Origin of the sequence: Kribbella sp. VKM Ac-2568 (genome assembly GCF_004345365.1) — a bacterium.
GTDB classification, from domain to species: domain Bacteria; phylum Actinomycetota; class Actinomycetes; order Propionibacteriales; family Kribbellaceae; genus Kribbella; species Kribbella orskensis.
Genome location: NZ_SLVF01000009.1, coordinates 38,484 through 54,106, shown reverse-complemented (window position 1 = coordinate 54,106; position 15,623 = coordinate 38,484). Strand labels below are relative to the sequence as shown.

Genomic DNA, 15,623 nt, shown 5'->3' with positions numbered 1-15,623 from the left:
GCCGGTTAGGTTCGGGCACATGAACCAGACCGTGCGTGGAGTAGTCGCCCTCAGCAAGGGCGCACCGGTGACCATCGAAGAGATCACGATCCCCGACCCGGGTCCGGGGGAGGCGGTGGTGAAGGTGCAGGCGTGCGGCGTCTGCCACACCGACCTGCACTATCGGGAGGGAGGCATCAACGACGAGTTCCCCTTCCTGCTGGGCCATGAGGCGGCCGGTGTCGTCGAGTCCGTCGGCGAGGGGGTCACCGACCTCGAGCCCGGCGACTTCGTCGTACTGAACTGGCGGGCGGTCTGCGGCAACTGCCGGGCCTGCCTGCGCGGTCGCCCCTGGTACTGCTTCAACACGCACAACGCCAAGCAGAAGATGACCCTTGCCGACGGCACCGAGTTGTCGCCCGCGCTCGGCATCGGCGCGTTCGCCGAGAAGACCCTGGTCGCCGCCGGTCAGTGCACCAAGGTCGACCCGGCCGTCAAGCCCGAGGTGGCCGGCCTGCTCGGCTGCGGCGTGATGGCCGGCCTCGGTGCCGCCGTGAACACCGGCGACGTCGGCCGCGGTGACACCGTCGCCGTGATCGGTTGCGGTGGCGTCGGTACTGCGGCCGTCGTCGGCGCGCGGCTCGCCGGAGCCGCCCGGGTGATCGCGATCGACCTGGACGAGCGGAAGCTCGACGTCGCCAAGGAGCTCGGCGCGACCCACACGGTGAACTCGAAGGGACTGGATCACGACGGTGTGGTCGAGGCCGTCCAGGGACTCACGGGTGGTTTCGGTGCGGACGTGGTGATCGACGCCGTAGGCCGTCCCGAGACGTGGAAGCAGGCGTTCTACGCGCGCGACCTGGCCGGGACCGTGGTCCTGGTGGGCGTGCCGACGCCGGAGATGCAGCTCGACATGCCGTTGCTGGACTTCTTCGGCCGGGGCGGCTCGCTCAAGTCGAGCTGGTACGGCGACTGCCTGCCGAGCCGCGACTTCCCGCTGTTGATCGACCTGCACCTGCAGGGGCGGCTGCCGCTCGACCGGTTCGTGTCCGAGACGATCGCGCTGGACGAGGTGGAGGCCGCCTTCGACAAGATGCACCGCGGCGACGTACTGCGCTCGGTGGTGCTCTTCTGATGACGGCCAGGATCGAACACCTCATCACCTCGGGAACCTTCAGCCTCGACGGCGGGACCTGGGACGTCGACAACAACGTCTGGCTGGTCGGCAACGACGACGAGGTGCTCGTCATCGACGCGGCCCACGACGCCGCCGCGATCGTCGAGGCGGTCGGGGACCGCCGAGTGGTCGCCCTGGTCTGCACGCACGGCCACAACGACCACATCAACGCCGCCGGCGGTTTCTGGGACGCCACCAAGGCGCCGATCTGGCTCAACCCGGCCGATCGGATGCTGTGGGACACGCAGTACGAGGTGGCGCCCGATCACGAGCTCGAGGACGGCACGGTCTTCGAGGTCGCCGGTACGACGCTGCGCGCGATCCACACGCCCGGCCACAGCCCCGGCAGCACCTGCCTCTACGCGGAGGAGCTCGAGGCCGTCTTCACCGGCGACACCCTCTTCCACGGCGGCCCCGGCGCAACGGGTCGCTCGTACTCGGACAAACCCACGATCCTGACGTCGATCCGCACCAAGCTGCTCACCCTGCCCACGGGCACGGTCGTCCACACCGGCCACGGCGACACCACAACGATCGCCGCGGAGCTCGGGAACATCGAGTAGTCCACCGCCGCACAGGCCGCCTGGCACAGCCGGACCCCCAAAGGCGGCACGTCGCACCGGACCCGGCCCGGACGCACCCAGCGCTCGGCCGACAGCCTGTGGTCGCTCCTGAAGGTGCCCGCCGTCGCGCACAGGAGATTCCTGCGAGTAGTGCTCCCGATGGCACCGTGGATCTTCGGCTCGGCGGGCATCGCCTACGCCGTCACTCCGCAACTGGTCGGCGACCGAGTAGGCAGCTGGGGCCTGGCCTACGCGACGCTGCTGACGGTCTGCACGCTGGGCACCGGCGCCCTCGTCCAACCGCTGGCGAAGCGCCTCGACTCGGTCTCGACCGCCCGGGCCATCGTCGTCGCGATGATCCTGATGTCAGCCGGTGTAGCCCTCAGCGCGGTTGTCGCGAAGGTCGGCCTGCCCTGGCTCGGCCTGATCGACGGAGTCCTGCTCGGGGCCGCCTACGGCATCGCGGTCGTGTCCGGCCTCCTCGAGATCCAGCGCATCGCCGCAGCGAACGGCGGAGCCGATCTGGCCGGGCTGACCGGCGTCTACTACTCGGTCGCCTACGTGGGCTTCCTGTTGCTGTCGATCCTGGCGGCGATCGCCGACCTCGCCCCGTACGCCGTACTGCTGGCCGGGATCGCTCTGATCACGCTGGCATGCACCGGCGTGGTGGTGGCCTCGTCCCGGCGGCACCTGCCCGCTTGATCAGGCCTTGCCGGGCTGCTGGCACTCGGCGCAGGTGCCGAAGATCTCCAGGGTGTGGCTGATCTCGGCGTAGCCGTGCTCGGCCGCGACCTTGTCCGCCCAGCGCTCGACGGCCGGGCCCTCCACCTCGACGGTGCGCCCGCAGTTGCGGCAGACCAGGTGGTGGTGATGTCCCTTGGAGCACCGCCGGTACGCCGTCTCGCCGTCGGCCGTGCGCAGTACGTCGACCTCGCGGGAGTCGGCGAGCGCCTGCAGAGTCCGGTAGACCGTGGTCAGGCCGACGGCCTCGCCCGCGCCGCGGAGCTCCTGGTGGATCTCCTGGGCGGTCCGGAAGTCGTCGAGATTGTCGAGCGCGGAAGCGACCGCTGCGCGCTGACGGGTCGAGCGTGTTCCGATGGCCACCGTTCCTCCTGTCATTCCGTCACCGCGATTTCCCCGGCAACCCGCCCAATTCTCTCAGAAGTCAACAACTGAGTGCCTCGGGCTGGGGATCCTCCCGCGCTTGCGGCGCCAGGCACGCACCTCGCGGCACTGGTCAAGCACCCACGATGCTCCGCATCGAGGGTGCTTACCCAGCACCGCGATGCACGTACCTGGACACCGCAATCGCTGGGAGGATCCCCAGCCCGAGGCACTAGTGCTCATCCCAGTGGTCTCCATGCGCGGCGTGCAGGTGTCCGTCGTGGACGTAGTCGACGTGGTCGCCGTGCTCGACGGCCGGGTGGCCGCACTTCTTGTCGTGGGCGTGTTGGTGGGTGGTGCTCACGACGTGCGGCGCGGGCTCCGGTACGCCGATCTCGGGCTCCTCGTCGGCCAGCGGCGCGAGGACGCCACGGCGTCGCCGTACCAGGGTGCCGGCGATGGCGGCGACCACGAAGCCACCCAGGGCCAGTACGACGATGGTGGCGCCGGGGGCGACGTTCGCGTTGTACGAGGTGATGATCCCGGCCAGGCAGGCGGTGACCCCGATGGCACACGCGGTCATGAACGTCGTGCGGAACGACCGCGTGAACTGCTGCGCGGTAGCCACGGGCACCACCATCAGCGCGCTGACCAGGAGCAACCCCACGGTCCGCATCGCGACGGTGACCGTGACCGCGGCCATCACGGCGATCAGGAGGTTCAGCAGCTGGACCCGCAGCCCGGTGACCCGGGCGAACTCCTCGTCCTGGCACACCGCGAACAGCTGCGGCCCAAGCCCGATCGCCACCACCAGCACGGTCACGGCCAGCCCGACGACGACGTACAGGTCGGAGGGCGACACGGTGGTCAGCGAGCCGAACAGATAGGTGTTCAGCGTGGCCGCACCTTGCCCGGCAAGGCCTATCAGCAACACCCCGCCCGCGATACCGCCGTAGAAAAGCAGAGCGAGCGCGACGTCACCGCTGGCCTTTCCACGCGCCCGGACCAGCTCGATGGCGGTAGCGCCTGCGATGGCGACCAGCACTGCGGTCAGCACCGGCGCGGTCCCCGTCAGAAGGCCTAGGGCGACACCGGTGATCGCGATGTGGCCGATGCCGTCGCCCATCAGGGACAACCGGCGCTGCACCAGATACGTGCCGATGGCCGGGGCCGACAACCCCGTCAGCAGCCCGGCGATCAGCGCCCGCTGCATGAACTCGAGCTCGAACATCGTCATGACAGCCACCCCGCCTCGTCGTCGGCGGAACCGTGCGGGTGGACGTGTGCGTGCGTCTGGGAGGCGTGCGGCAGTCCGTCGTACACGATCCGCCCGCGGCGCAGCACCACCGAGCGGTCGATCAGCGCGTCCATCGGGCCGAGGTCGTGGCTGACCATGACCACCGTGGTGCCGCGGGCGACGCGTTCGCGGATCGCCTCGGCGAAGATGCCCTGGCTGGCCAGGTCGACCCCGGCGGTCGGCTCGTCCAGGATCAGCAGGTCCGGGTCCGACACGAGCGCCCGGGCGATCAGTACCCGCTGCTGCTGGCCGCCCGACAGCTCGGCGACGCCGTCCTTGCGCCGGTCCGCCATGTCGACGATCTCCAGCGCTTCCTCGACGGCAGCCCGGTCGGCAGCCTTCAACGGCCGGAACAACCGCCGCTTGGACAGCAGCCCGGATGACACGACTTCCTGGACAGTCGCCGGTACGCCGCCCGCCGCGGTGATCCGCTGCGGTACGTAACCGATGCGCTGCCACTGGCGGAACCGCGGCACTGGAGTACCAAAGAGCTTGACCTCGCCCCGGGCGGCCGGGAGCAGGCCGACGATGGTCTTGATCAAGGTGGACTTGCCGGAGCCGTTGGTGCCGAGCACGGCCACCACCTCACCCTGGTGGATCTGCAGATCGACGCCCCGGAGTACGAGCCGACCGCCCAGGTCGACCGAGAGATCGGCGACCTGGACGGCGTTCGCGGTAGAGCTTGAGTCCTGTGTCACGCGCAGCTGTTCGCCTTCCGGAGCTCCTGCAGGTTCTCGCGCATCAGCGAGAGGTAGGTCTCCTGGGAGTTCGCGTCCGAGAGCCCCTCGATCGGGCTCAGGACCGCGGTCTTGACGTGGACGTCGCGGGCGATCGACTCGGCCACCTTCGGGCTGACGAGCTCTTCGTAGAAGATCGTGGTCACCTTCTGCTCGCGCACGATGTCCTGGACCTCCTTGATCCGCGACGGGGTGGGCTCGGCGTCCGGGGTGAAACCGGCGATGCCGACCATCGTCAGACCGTACCGCTTGGCGAGGTAGGCGAACGCCTCGTGGCTGGTCACGAACGTCTTCAGCTTGCAGTCCGCCAGACCGGTCTTGTACGCCGTGTCGAGCTTGGTGATCTCGCCGAGCAAGGTGGTCGCGCGCTGCTTGTAGGCCTCGGCGTTCGCGGGGTCGACCTCGACCAGCTTGTCGGTGACGGCCTGGACCACCCCGGCGTACCGGACCGGGTCCAGCCAGAAGTGCGGGTCGAGCGCGTCGTCGGTGTGCGCCGCGTCCTCGGTGTGCGCCGCGGACTGGGTGGCGGCGGCCGGCTCGACGTACGCCGCGGGCTTGGTCGTGCCGGTCGGAGTGGAACCGCTTGGGCCGGCTGCCTCGCCTTCCTCGTGCTCCTCGAAGTTCGCGCCCGTGGCCTCAAGCTTGGCGGCGGGTGCCACGTCGAAACCGGCGTCCTTCGCGTTCTGCTCGACGGCCTCGTCCACGGCCGGCTGCAGGCCCTTCTCGAACACCACCAGCTTCGCCTCGGCGATGGTCCCGACCTGCTTCGGGGTGAGCTCCAGGTCGTGCGGCTCGACGCCCGGCGCGGTCAAGGTGGTGACGTTCACGGCGTCGCCCCCCACTGACTTGGCGATGAACTCGAGCGGGTAGAACGATGCGACGACGTCGAGCTTGCCGCCGGAGCCGCCTGCGGACGAGTCGCCACAACCTGCCAGAGTGATCGTGGCAAGGGCGGCGAGGCCGGCGACGGCCGCACGAGTACCGAATCTCATGACAATCATTTTCATTTAAGTGGGGATGGTTGTCAAAACAGGGAGTTGACGGATGGCAAGGCGGAACGTGGGGCGCAGGCGAGCCGACAACAGGTCGAACCGCGGGCGCCGGATCGAAATTCCGCACGGTCACGGGCACGGACACGGTCACGGCCATGGCGACGCGGTGGTCGATACCTCGGTGGTGGACTCGGACGCGGTGGTCGCCCGACGTGTCCGAATAGTGGTCGCCGCCCTCTTGATCCCGCTGATCGCCGCCGCGGTGATCGCCATGATCGTGATGTGGCCGGGCGGTGATCTGAAGGTGCCGGCGGCCGAGCAGACCGGCGCGAGCGGCACGGTCGTGTCGCTCAAGCCGTGCGCCAAGACCCCGGCCGACTGTGATCTGGCGACCGTGAAACTGCGCAAGGCGCCCGGCTCGGACAAGGGACTCGAAGTACCGGTTGAGGTGCCGAAGGGCAAGCAGGCCGCGGTGCCGATCAAGGTCGGCGAGAAGGTGCTGCTCGGCGTACAGAAGGACGCGCCGCTGAAGAGCAGGTACCAGTACGTCGACCACGACCGCTCGATCCCGCTCATGCTGCTGGCCGGCATCTTCGCGGTCGCGGTGATCGCCCTGTCCCGGTGGCGAGGCGTCAGCGCGCTGATCGCTCTGGGCGTCACCGCGCTGACCCTGACGCAATTCATCCTGCCGGCCATCCTCAAGGGCTCGAATCCACTGCTGGTCGCGGTGGTCGGCGGCTCGGTGATCATGGTGATCGCCCTGTACCTGACCCACGGCATCAACGCCCAGTCCTCGGTGGCGCTGGCCGGTACGATCGCCTCCCTCGGGCTGACGGCATTCCTCGGCTGGGCCTTCGTGAAGGTCGGCGACTTCTCCGGCCTCGCCACCGAGGGCGCGTCGGCGATCAAGAGTTACGTGCCCGGTCTCGACCTCACTGGCCTGCTGGTAGCCGGCATGGTGATCGGCGCACTCGGCGTGCTCGACGACGTGACGGTGACGCAGGCGAGCGCGGTCTGGGAGTTGTCCGCCGCGAACCCGTCAGCCAGTCGCGCAAGCCTGATCGGCGCCGGCCTGCGAATCGGCCGGGCGCACGTCGCGTCGGTCGTCAACACCCTGGTGCTCGCGTACGCCGGAGCCGCGCTGCCGATCCTCATGACCTTCGCAATCGGTGGGGTGTCGACCGGCTATGTCATCACCACCGAGATCGTGGCCCAGGAGATCGTCCGCGGCCTGGTCGGAAGCCTCGGCATCATCGCCGCCGTCCCGCTCACCACGGCGCTCGCCGCGCTGGCCGTCGCCGACCGCTCCCGCGACCTGGTCAGCCTGCCGGAGTCCGTTCCGCCCGGTGCGGAATCCGGCGCCGAGAAGATGCTCTGATCCCGCGGTAACCGTCTGATCTCAGCGCCGGCGCGGTGTAGACCTCATCCCAGCTCTCTCTCACCAAGGTCGCGCAAGTCGGCCAGGTTGCCTACCTGACGACCTGACTACGACTGCGGCACTCTGATCAGATCGCTGTAGTCGGGGAGCGGTAAGGAGTCGAGCGCCTTGCCGACGCCGTTCTGGGACCACAGCTTGCGTTGCACCCAGAGAGGTAGGTGCGGCAGGACGCTTGCCGCGATCGGGACCGCCCGTAGAGCGGTCGCGCTGTCCGGGATGATCGATCCCATCACCTTTGGGCCGACCGCGCGGCTCAGGTCGACGAACCGGCGGATCTTGTTCTCGTAGTTCCGCAGCCCGGACGGCAGATCGGCGCGGGCCGCCGCCAACTCACCTGCCAGCACGTACGCCGTGACGACGGCGAGGCTGGTCCCACCACCGACGGCCGGGCCCGGGCAGTACCCCGCGTCGCCGACCAGGCCGATCCGCCCGCGCTGCCAGGAGTCGAGGGTGATCTGGGTGATCGAGTCGAAGTAGAAGTCCTCGGCCGCGTCCAGGTGCTTCAGCAGGCGCGGCACCTCCCAGCCGTAGTCGCGGAACTCGTCCGCCAGGATCCGCTTCTGCTGGTCCTTGTCGCGGTAGTCGTACTGCAACTCCTCCCGCCGGCGGAACAGGAAGGCGGCCCGGGCCTGGCCCGTCTGGTGCACGCCGTAGGTGCTGGCGATCTTGCCGATCTCCATGTGTACGAACATCCGGTTGCCCAGCGCGAGTTCGTCCGGCATCGAGTACACGCCGAGGTAGCCGCCGAGTGGCCGGCGCATCGACTCCTCCGGCCCGAACGCAAGCCGCCGGACCGTGGAGTGCATGCCGTCGGCACCGATCACCAGGTCGAACCGGCGGGGCTCGCTGTGCTCGAAGGTGACGTCAACCCCCTGGCCGTCGTCGTTCAGGGTGGCGATGGAGTCCCCGAAGAGGTACTCGACCCGGTCGCGCGTCGCGTCGTACAGGAGGCTGGTGAGCTCGCCGCGGAGGATCTCCACGTGGCGGTCGGAGATGCCGGAGCTGAGCTTGTCGACGTTGATCTCGACCGGCTTCTTGCCGTTGCGGAACAGCGTCATCAACTCGGTCCGGGTGCGCGCCGCCTGGACGGCTTCGCCGATCCCCATCCGCCGGGCGACCTCGACGCCGGAGCCGAACAGGTCGACCGCGTGACCTCCCAGCCCGTGGCGCAGAGCCGGCGTGCGCTCGACGATCGTCGGCTCGAAGCCGTATTGCCGCAGCCAGTAGGCCAGCACCGGCCCGGCCACGCTCGCGCCGGAGATCAGTACGTTCTGCATTGCCTCCACCCCCTCGCCCGATTGCTTACTTAACGGAAGGTAAGCAATCGTGAAGGCCATTGTCAATGGCTTACTTAACGGTAGGTCAGCTAAAGTTCGCAGCATGCCGAGAGCACGGAGCGGGGACACCAAGGCGAGGATCCAGGCGGTGGCGCTGGACCTGTTCGCCGAGCAGGGCCTGCAGCAGACCAGCCTGCGGCAGATCGCCGACCGGCTGGGCGTGACCAAGCCCGCGCTGTACTACCACTTCGCGTCCCGCGAAGAACTGGTCGGCAGCCTGGTGACACCGCTGTTCGACGACTTCAACACCTATGTCGAAGCGCAGGAGGCCGCGGCGTCAGCGGATCCGCGCGCGTTGCTCGAGTCGTACTTCGACCTGGCCTACAAGCACCGGCGGCTGATCCAGGTCGCCCTCAGCGACATGACCGTGCTGCACCAGCTGGACCTGGCGTCGAAGTTCATCGACTGGCGGCAGCGGTTGATCGCCTTGCTGATCGGCCCGGATCCGTCCCTGGACCAGCAGGTCCGCGGCATGGTCGCCCTCGGCGGTCTCTCCGACTGCGCGGTGATGTTCGAACACGTCGACCCGACCGACCTTCGAGCCGCCGCTGTCGCAGCCGCTGTGGACACCCTGCAGGCCTGACCGCACCCCTGCAGGCCAGACCCAGTTGGTGTCGCTCAGCCGTTGGCGATGCGGGAGACGCCGAAGAGCAGGATGACGAGGACGGAGAAGACGCGGATGGCGCGCTGGCCGTTCGACACCACCGGCCACGACAGGAAGCCGAGCCAGGCGAGCAGCAGCGCGAGCAGAATAAGCGCGGGGACGCCTGCGGCGACAGGCGCGAACACCCCGATCAGGGCGAGCACCAGGGTGATTCCGGGCAACGTCAGCTTCGGCATCTCGTGCAGCTTCGCCACCACCGGGTAGCTCAACTTGGTGATCCGCGCGCGGAGCGGACTCGACGGCTGACTGCTGGGAGATGCGCTGCTCATCTCCACAGTGTTCCAGCCCTCTGGTCGTCTGTGGATAGTCGCCTCCGCGCGGACCGCCTTTTGGTTACAGTCTGTGGATGAACGGTTCGCCATCAGTCGACGACATCAGCCGCGACCTGCCGGGGATCCTGGGCCGGTTCCGCGAGGGATCCACCCGTGCCTTCAGCTTCGGCGCCGAGGTGCCGGAGGCTGTGGTCCTGACGTACGACGAGTTCGAGGATCTCGGTGGTGAGGCCAAGTTCGACCTCGGGCCGTCGGTGCTGGAGCCGGCCCAGGTGGCGTCCGAGTTGCCGAGGCAGCTCACGGCGGTCCGGGCCGGCGCCTCCCCGACCCCGCTGGTGTGGGGTGAAGAGGGCGAGCCCGAGGCGGTGGTGCTGTCGACGTCGCAGTACCGGTTCCTCCGCGGTGACGACGAGCCCCCGGCCGGCGTGGTCGACGACCCCACCAAGCGCACCTACGCAACGGAGCCCCTCCCGGACAGCAGACCGTTCAGTCTCGACGAGATCGCCGCCCTGATAGGCCCAGAGGCCGTACAGGATCTGGAGGACCTCCGCCGCGAAGACGGCCCGACCAGTGACCGAGCCGAAGTACGAAATCGTCCTGGGGGAGAGGTTCGCCCAGGACCTGCAGCGCCTCGCGGCTGATGCTCGTCGGGATCCGAGTGGTCGAGGAGCCTTTCTCCGGAAGCAAGTGCTGAGTCAGATCAAGAATCTGGCGGAGGGCAAGACCGACGGGCATCACCCGTTGGGGTATGGAGTCGGGGAAGGGGGATCTGCGGGACTGTGTGACGGCTTATGTGCAGTCGGATCCGCAGAAGAAGGCCGACCATCGGCTGGTCTTCCGGGAGAGCGGTCCGGCGACGCCAGGTGGTCAGCCAAGGCGCGAGCTGCTGGCGATCAAGCCGCGGCAGGGGAGCGGCAACATCTATGAGCACACCTGCGCGCGGCTGAACCGGCACCCGAACGACCGGCAACCAGGCCTGAACCGATTCGGCGACCGCCCGGCCTCGTCCTGAGGCAATCAGTCGCAGCGGCAGCCCGAGCTCGACGCGAAGCGGGCTGTGGCTCAGGCTTGGGCGGGGCAGCAGCCGCTCTCGAGTTCGAGGCCGCTTGATCCGGCGCAGTTCGGCGGGCGGGGGGTCCGACCACCTCGGCTGGACCGTCCCGGAGTGGGCCGAAGCAGGAACGCTGACGGGTGCCGGGAGTACGCCGTACCGGGGCGGTGTGGATCGCGCTGCGTGACGCCGTACGCTTGCGCGCGTGTTCGTGGTGATCAGGTTCCGGGTCGACGAGACCGCGCAGCCGGAGTTCTTGGGGCGGCTGGAGACGGCTGTCGAGGTGTTGTCGCGACAGAAGGGGTTCGTCGCGGCCCGGACCGGGCGGAACGCGGACGACCCCGAACTTCTCGCGCTGAGCATGGAGTGGGAGAACATCGGCAGCTACCGCCGCGCGCTCTCGCCGTACGAGGTGAAGCTGGCGGCGGTGCCGCTGCTGTCGCAGGCGATCGACGAGCCGACCGCCTACGACGACCTGAGCGAGTTCGCCCCGCTGCGCTGAGCGGCGATCGATCGTCGCGAGCACGAATGCGACGAGGGCCTCCCCGGCCCGATAGCCTGGACCCTTCCCGTACCACCAAACTGGAGTCGAAAAGTGCCCGTGGATACCGTCGATGCCGTCGTCAGCCTCAGTAAGCGGAGAGGCTTCGTCTACCCGTGCGGCGAGATCTACGGTGGTACCAAGTCGGCCTGGGACTACGGACCGCTCGGCGTCGAGCTGAAGAACAACGTGCGCACCCAGTGGTGGCGCTCGATGGTGACGAGCCGCGACGACATCGTCGGGCTGGACTCGTCGGTGATCCTGCCCACCAAGGTGTGGGAGGCGTCCGGCCACCTGTCGGAGTTCGTCGACCCGCTGACCGAGTGTCAGTCCTGCCACAAGCGTTTCCGCGACGACCACCTGCGCGAGGACTTCGCCCGGCGCAAGAACAAGGACGCCGACGAGGTCAAGCTGGACGAGATCGCCTGCCCGAACTGCGGCAACAAGGGCACCTTCACCGAGCCGCGGATGTTCAACGGCCTGCTGAAGACCTACCTGGGCCCGGTCGAGTCGGAGGAAGGCCTGCACTACCTGCGGCCGGAGACCGCGCAGGGCATCTTCATCAACTTCGCCAACGTGATGGGCACCGCCAGGAAGAAGCCGCCGTTCGGCATCGCCCAGGTCGGCAAGAGCTTCCGCAACGAGATCACCCCGGGCAACTTCATCTTCCGGACCCGCGAGTTCGAGCAGATGGAGATGGAGTTCTTCGTCGCGCCGGGCAGTGACGAGGAGTGGCACGAGTACTGGCTGAAGGCGCGCTGGGACTGGTACACCGGGCTCGGTCTGAACCCGGACAACATGCGGCTCTACGAGCACCCGAAGGAGAAGCTGAGCCACTACTCGAAGCGCACCGTCGACATCGAGTACAGGTTCCACTTCGGCGGCAAGGAGTTCGACGAGCTCGAGGGCATCGCGAACCGGACCGACTTCGACCTGTCCACCCACTCCAAGCACTCCGGCGTCGACCTGTCCTACTTCGACCAGGAGAAGGGCGAGCGCTGGACGCCGTACGTCATCGAGCCGGCGGCCGGCCTGACTCGCAACGTGCTCGCGTTCCTGCTCGACGCCTACACCGAGGACGAGGCCCCGAACGCCAAGGGCGGCGTGGACAAGCGGACCGTACTGCGCTTCGACCCGCGGCTGGCCCCGGTCAAGGCGGCGGTGCTCCCGCTGTCCCGCAACGCCGACCTGTCCCCGAAGGCGAAAGACCTGGCCGGCGAGCTGCGGAAGAACTGGAACGTCGACTTCGACGACGCCGGCGCGATCGGCCGTCGCTACCGCCGCCAGGACGAGATCGGTACGCCGTACTGCATCACCGTCGACTTCGACACCCTCGACGACCAGGCCGTGACGATCCGCGAGCGGGACTCGATGAAGCAGGAACGAGTCGCCCTCACCGAGGTCACCGGTTACCTCGCGCAGCGTCTGGTGGGTTGCTGACAATGAGCGAACGGACGCTGCGGGGACTTCTGACGCCGGGCCACACCAAGTTCGGCCTGGCCGTCTTCGGTCTGAGCGCGCTGCTGGTCTTCCTGGTCGCCGGTTGCTCGGACTCACCTCCGGACAACAACGCCGCAGGCACCCCGTCGGCGTCCAACCCGAGTGCGCCGGGTTCGACCGCGCCGATCCCGACCGCCTCGACGCCGACGCTGAAGCCGTTGCCGACGCCCTCGAAGCCGTGGCCGACTCCCAAGGTGAAGGGCGAGCCTGCATCGGATGCCCCGCTGGCGCAGCGGATCCGCTTCGCGATCTCCAAGCAGGCCCAGATCGCCGCGGGCAAGGCTGCCACCACGACGGTGAACTGCCCGGGGATCGACAACGCGGAGAAGCCGGGCACGCACAACCTGACGTGCACGGTCACCTATGCGGGCAAGTCGTACCCGGGCAAGCTGACGATCGACGCCAAGCAGTACAGCGCGTCGTACAAGTTCACCTCGGACTCGGTGGCGGTCGCGAAGGCGAAGGTCGTCGACGCGGTGCAGCGGACGGTCGCCGGCGCGGCCAAGGTGACCTGCACGATGGACGACGTCGCCGTGGTCAAGCACACGTCCGAGGGGATCTCCTGCGACGTGACGACGACCGCCAACGCAGTACAGCCCTACAAGGCGCAGGTGTCCGGCAACGGCCAGATCCTGGTGACGAAGGCCTGAGCAACATGCTGAAGCTCGGCGACCTGACGATCGATACGCCGGTGGTGCTCGCGCCGATGGCGGGGATCACCAACGCGGCGTACCGGCGGCTGTGCGCGGAGCAGGGCGCCGGGCTGTACGTCTGCGAGATGATCACGTCGCGCGGCATCGTCGAGGGGGACCAGAAGAGCCTCGACATGCTCACCTTCGACGAGCGCGAGACGGTCCGGTCGGTCCAGTTGTACGGCGTCGACCCCGTGTACGTCGGGCGCGCGGTGGAGCTGTTGTGCGCGGAGTACGGCGTCGCGCACATCGACCTGAACTTCGGCTGCCCGGTGCCGAAGGTGACCCGCAAGGGCGGCGGCGCGGCCCTTCCCTGGAAGCGGAATCTGCTCGGCGCGATCCTGCAGTCCGCGGTGAAGGCGGCCACGCCGTACGGCATCCCGGTGACGATGAAGACCCGGATCGGGATCGACAGCGCGCACCAGACCTACCTCGACGCGGGCAAGATCGCCGAGGAGTCGGGCGCGGCCGCGATCGGGCTGCACGGCCGTACCGCGGCCCAGGCGTACTCGGGCCAGGCCGACTGGGGCAAGATCGCCGAACTCGTGGAGCACGTGAACATCCCCGTGCTCGGCAACGGCGACATCTGGGAGGCGTCCGACGCGCTCCGGATGGTCTCCGAGACGGGTTGTGCCGGGGTCATCGTGGGGCGCGGGTGCCTCGGCCGGCCGTGGTTGTTCCGCGACCTGGCGGTGGCGTTCGCCGGTGGTGAGGCGCTCAACCTGCCGAATCTGGGCGAAGTCGCCGCGGTGATGCGGCGGCACGGCGAGCTCCTGGCCGACCTGATGGGGGAGCAGCGCGGCCTCCGCGACTTCCGCAAGCACGTCCCGTGGTACCTGAAGGGCTTCCCGGCCGGCGGCGAACTCCGCGCTGCCCTTGGCATGGTCGACTCCCTGGTCCACCTGGACGAACTCCTGGCCCAGCTCGACCCGACCGCCCCGTTCCCCGTCCAGGAGCTCGGCTCCCCCCGCGGTCGCCAGGGCAGCCCCCGCGACCACGTCGTCCTCCCCCAAGGCTGGCTGGACGACACCGACGGCCTCAACACCGACCTGGCTGACGCCGAAATAGGAGTCTCCGGCGGCTGACTGATGCCGCTACGACGACTCACCCGATGGAGGGGGTTGTGTCGGTACCCCGATAGCCAGTGCCTCCCATCTCCGCCCGAAGCCTGATTGCATGGCGTAATTCCGGCGCTTCGTTCCTGGGGCCATCAGCCGGATCAGGCCACCAAGCCCTCGCGCTGACTGCCGCCAAAGGAGATCGATGATGGAGTACACCCGGCTGGGTAACACCGGACTGCAGGTCAGTCGTCTCGCGCTGGGCTGTATGAGTTACGGCGACCCCACGAGCAGTGCCGCGCATCGCTGGGCACTGGACGACGAAGCGGCTCAGCCGTTCTTCCGCCAGGCGGTCGAGCTGGGCATCACGTTCTGGGACACGGCGAACGTCTACCAGCACGGCACCTCCGAGGAACTGGTCGGACGAGCCATCAGGCGCTACTCCCGACGTGAGGACGTCGTGCTGGCCACCAAGCTCTTCGGCAAGATGCACGACGGCCCCGGCGGGCAAGGCCTGTCCCGCAAGGCGATCCTCGAGCAGGTGGACGCCTCGCTGATCCGGCTCGGCACCGACTTCATCGACCTCTACCAGATCCACCGCTTCGACCCCGACACCCCGGTTGAAGAGACGATGGAGGCTCTGCACGACGTCGTCAAAGCAGGCAAGGTCCGCTACCTCGGCGCCTCCTCCATGTACGCCTGGCAGTTCGCCAAACTCCAGCATGCCGCCGCGCTCGGCGGCTGGACCCGCTTCGTCGCCATGCAGAACCAGTACAACCTGCTCAGGCGCCAGGAAGAGCGCGAACTGTTGCCGATGTGCGCTGATATGGGCGTAGGCGTCGTTCCCTACTCACCCCAGGGCAAGGGCCGCCTAGCCCGGCCCTGGGGCGAACAGTCTCACCGTTCGACGGTGGACGACGTCGTCAAGTCGTTCGACTCACCTCTTGACGAGCCGGTCGTCAACGCCGTCCAGAGGGTCGGCGAAGCGCGTCACATCCCGATGGCACAGGTCGCCCTCGCCTGGGTGCTCAACAACGTCGCCATCTCCGCTCCGATCGTGGGCGCGACCAAGCCGCACCACCTGCCCGAAGCCGTCGCGGCGCTCGACGTACACCTCGCCGACGACGAGATCCAGGCACTCGAAGAGCCGTACACACCGCATGGACCGTCTTGGTTCTGACGGCTGACCTGTTCGGCAGCACCACCACGAGCCTGTCTGCC

General features: G+C 68.4%; 18 protein-coding genes. 12 read left to right on the top strand and 6 right to left on the bottom strand.

What is annotated here, in order from left to right:
- Positions 1–19: 19 nt before the first annotated feature.
- From EV648_RS25715 to EV648_RS25705, 3 genes are all read left to right on the top strand, one after another.
- The gene (locus EV648_RS25715; RefSeq protein WP_132296900.1) at positions 20–1,114 is read left to right on the top strand and encodes an S-(hydroxymethyl)mycothiol dehydrogenase; all 1,095 of its coding nucleotides are present in this window, start codon (positions 20–22) and stop codon (positions 1,112–1,114) included.
- A complete protein-coding gene (locus tag EV648_RS25710; protein ID WP_199234824.1) occupies positions 1,114–1,719 on the top strand; it encodes an MBL fold metallo-hydrolase in 606 nt (201 codons plus the stop codon). Before EV648_RS25715 ends, EV648_RS25710 begins: the two co-directional genes overlap by 1 nt.
- A 159-nt stretch (positions 1,720–1,878) precedes the next feature.
- The gene (locus EV648_RS25705; protein ID WP_132296897.1) at positions 1,879–2,421 is read left to right on the top strand and encodes a hypothetical protein; all 543 of its coding nucleotides are present in this window, start codon (positions 1,879–1,881) and stop codon (positions 2,419–2,421) included.
- Here the strand turns inward: EV648_RS25705 and EV648_RS25700 are convergent, their stop codons facing one another.
- The 4 genes from EV648_RS25700 to EV648_RS25685 all read right to left on the bottom strand — a co-directional run bounded on the left by EV648_RS25700 (position 2,422) and on the right by EV648_RS25685 (position 5,849).
- Positions 2,422–2,823: a Fur family transcriptional regulator gene (locus tag EV648_RS25700; RefSeq protein ID WP_132296894.1), complete on the bottom strand. Its 402-nt coding sequence runs from the start codon at positions 2,821–2,823 to the stop codon at positions 2,422–2,424. It lies immediately after the preceding gene.
- 232 nt (positions 2,824–3,055) lie between these two features.
- A complete protein-coding gene (locus EV648_RS25695) occupies positions 3,056–4,060 on the bottom strand; it encodes a metal ABC transporter permease (protein ID WP_132296891.1) in 1,005 nt (334 codons plus the stop codon).
- The gene (locus EV648_RS25690; protein WP_132296888.1) at positions 4,057–4,818 is read right to left on the bottom strand and encodes a metal ABC transporter ATP-binding protein; all 762 of its coding nucleotides are present in this window, start codon (positions 4,816–4,818) and stop codon (positions 4,057–4,059) included. Before EV648_RS25690 ends, EV648_RS25695 begins: the two co-directional genes overlap by 4 nt.
- Positions 4,815–5,849: a metal ABC transporter substrate-binding protein gene (locus EV648_RS25685; protein WP_132296885.1), complete on the bottom strand. Its 1,035-nt coding sequence runs from the start codon at positions 5,847–5,849 to the stop codon at positions 4,815–4,817. The genes EV648_RS25690 and EV648_RS25685 overlap by 4 nt, the downstream gene beginning before the upstream one ends.
- Positions 5,850–5,901: 52 nt before the next feature.
- Here EV648_RS25685 and EV648_RS25680 point away from each other — a divergent pair, with 52 nt between their 5' ends.
- On the top strand, positions 5,902–7,227 hold the full coding sequence (locus EV648_RS25680; RefSeq protein WP_132296882.1) for a YibE/F family protein: 1,326 nt from the start codon (positions 5,902–5,904) through the stop codon (positions 7,225–7,227).
- Positions 7,228–7,334: 107 nt separating this feature from the next.
- Here EV648_RS25680 and EV648_RS25675 read toward each other — a convergent pair whose 3' ends face one another.
- Positions 7,335–8,564 carry an FAD-dependent monooxygenase gene (locus EV648_RS25675; RefSeq protein WP_132296879.1) on the bottom strand — a complete coding sequence of 410 codons (1,230 nt, stop codon included), beginning with the start codon at positions 8,562–8,564 and terminating at the stop codon, positions 7,335–7,337.
- A 103-nt stretch (positions 8,565–8,667) separates the two neighbouring features.
- Between EV648_RS25675 and EV648_RS25670 the strand changes: the two genes are divergently transcribed.
- Positions 8,668–9,207 (top strand): TetR/AcrR family transcriptional regulator, encoded by a 540-nt coding sequence (locus EV648_RS25670; RefSeq protein ID WP_132296876.1) that lies wholly within the window; start codon positions 8,668–8,670, stop codon positions 9,205–9,207.
- A 35-nt stretch (positions 9,208–9,242) separates the two neighbouring features.
- On the opposite strand, the gene EV648_RS25665 is transcribed toward EV648_RS25670, so the two are convergent.
- On the bottom strand, positions 9,243–9,557 hold the full coding sequence (locus tag EV648_RS25665; protein WP_132296873.1) for a DUF6703 family protein: 315 nt from the start codon (positions 9,555–9,557) through the stop codon (positions 9,243–9,245).
- A gap of 77 nt (positions 9,558–9,634) precedes the next feature.
- On the opposite strand from EV648_RS25665, the gene EV648_RS25660 reads away from it, so the two are divergent.
- The 7 genes from EV648_RS25660 to EV648_RS25630 all read left to right on the top strand — a co-directional run bounded on the left by EV648_RS25660 (position 9,635) and on the right by EV648_RS25630 (position 15,582).
- Positions 9,635–10,201: a hypothetical protein gene (locus tag EV648_RS25660; protein ID WP_132296870.1), complete on the top strand. Its 567-nt coding sequence runs from the start codon at positions 9,635–9,637 to the stop codon at positions 10,199–10,201.
- Between the two features lie 107 nt (positions 10,202–10,308).
- Positions 10,309–10,572 (top strand): hypothetical protein, encoded by a 264-nt coding sequence (locus tag EV648_RS25655; protein WP_132296867.1) that lies wholly within the window; start codon positions 10,309–10,311, stop codon positions 10,570–10,572.
- Between the two features lie 244 nt (positions 10,573–10,816).
- Positions 10,817–11,113: an antibiotic biosynthesis monooxygenase gene (locus tag EV648_RS25650; protein ID WP_132194176.1), complete on the top strand. Its 297-nt coding sequence runs from the start codon at positions 10,817–10,819 to the stop codon at positions 11,111–11,113.
- 93 nt (positions 11,114–11,206) lie between these two features.
- A complete protein-coding gene (locus EV648_RS25645) occupies positions 11,207–12,592 on the top strand; it encodes a glycine--tRNA ligase (RefSeq protein WP_132194174.1) in 1,386 nt (461 codons plus the stop codon).
- 2 nt (positions 12,593–12,594) lie between these two features.
- Positions 12,595–13,302, top strand: coding sequence for a hypothetical protein (locus EV648_RS25640; RefSeq protein WP_132296864.1), 708 nt, complete (start codon positions 12,595–12,597; stop codon positions 13,300–13,302).
- Positions 13,303–13,307: 5 nt separating this feature from the next.
- A complete protein-coding gene (gene dusB / locus EV648_RS25635) occupies positions 13,308–14,429 on the top strand; it encodes a tRNA dihydrouridine synthase DusB (protein ID WP_132296861.1) in 1,122 nt (373 codons plus the stop codon).
- A 178-nt stretch (positions 14,430–14,607) separates the two neighbouring features.
- Positions 14,608–15,582, top strand: coding sequence for an aldo/keto reductase (locus tag EV648_RS25630; RefSeq protein ID WP_370452742.1), 975 nt, complete (start codon positions 14,608–14,610; stop codon positions 15,580–15,582).
- Positions 15,583–15,623 lie beyond the last annotated feature (41 nt).

What these genes read in the sequence shown, in the direction of transcription:
- dusB (WP_132296861.1), top strand. Translation starts at nt 13,308, where the DNA reads ATGCTGAAGCTCGGCGACCTGACGATCGATACGCCGGTGGTGCTCGCG.
- EV648_RS25715 (WP_132296900.1), top strand. Translation starts at nt 20, where the DNA reads ATGAACCAGACCGTGCGTGGAGTAGTCGCCCTCAGCAAGGGCGCACCG.
- EV648_RS25680 (WP_132296882.1), top strand. Translation starts at nt 5,902, where the DNA reads ATGGCAAGGCGGAACGTGGGGCGCAGGCGAGCCGACAACAGGTCGAAC.
- EV648_RS25685 (WP_132296885.1), bottom strand. Translation starts at nt 5,849, where the DNA reads ATGAGATTCGGTACTCGTGCGGCCGTCGCCGGCCTCGCCGCCCTTGCC.
- EV648_RS25630 (WP_370452742.1), top strand. Translation starts at nt 14,608, where the DNA reads ATGATGGAGTACACCCGGCTGGGTAACACCGGACTGCAGGTCAGTCGT.
- EV648_RS25660 (WP_132296870.1), top strand. Translation starts at nt 9,635, where the DNA reads ATGAACGGTTCGCCATCAGTCGACGACATCAGCCGCGACCTGCCGGGG.
- EV648_RS25655 (WP_132296867.1), top strand. Translation starts at nt 10,309, where the DNA reads ATGGAGTCGGGGAAGGGGGATCTGCGGGACTGTGTGACGGCTTATGTG.
- EV648_RS25705 (WP_132296897.1), top strand. Translation starts at nt 1,879, where the DNA reads ATGGCACCGTGGATCTTCGGCTCGGCGGGCATCGCCTACGCCGTCACT.
- EV648_RS25665 (WP_132296873.1), bottom strand. Translation starts at nt 9,557, where the DNA reads ATGAGCAGCGCATCTCCCAGCAGTCAGCCGTCGAGTCCGCTCCGCGCG.
- EV648_RS25670 (WP_132296876.1), top strand. Translation starts at nt 8,668, where the DNA reads ATGCCGAGAGCACGGAGCGGGGACACCAAGGCGAGGATCCAGGCGGTG.
- EV648_RS25640 (WP_132296864.1), top strand. Translation starts at nt 12,595, where the DNA reads ATGAGCGAACGGACGCTGCGGGGACTTCTGACGCCGGGCCACACCAAG.
- EV648_RS25675 (WP_132296879.1), bottom strand. Translation starts at nt 8,564, where the DNA reads ATGCAGAACGTACTGATCTCCGGCGCGAGCGTGGCCGGGCCGGTGCTG.
- EV648_RS25710 (WP_199234824.1), top strand. Translation starts at nt 1,114, where the DNA reads ATGACGGCCAGGATCGAACACCTCATCACCTCGGGAACCTTCAGCCTC.
- EV648_RS25695 (WP_132296891.1), bottom strand. Translation starts at nt 4,060, where the DNA reads ATGACGATGTTCGAGCTCGAGTTCATGCAGCGGGCGCTGATCGCCGGG.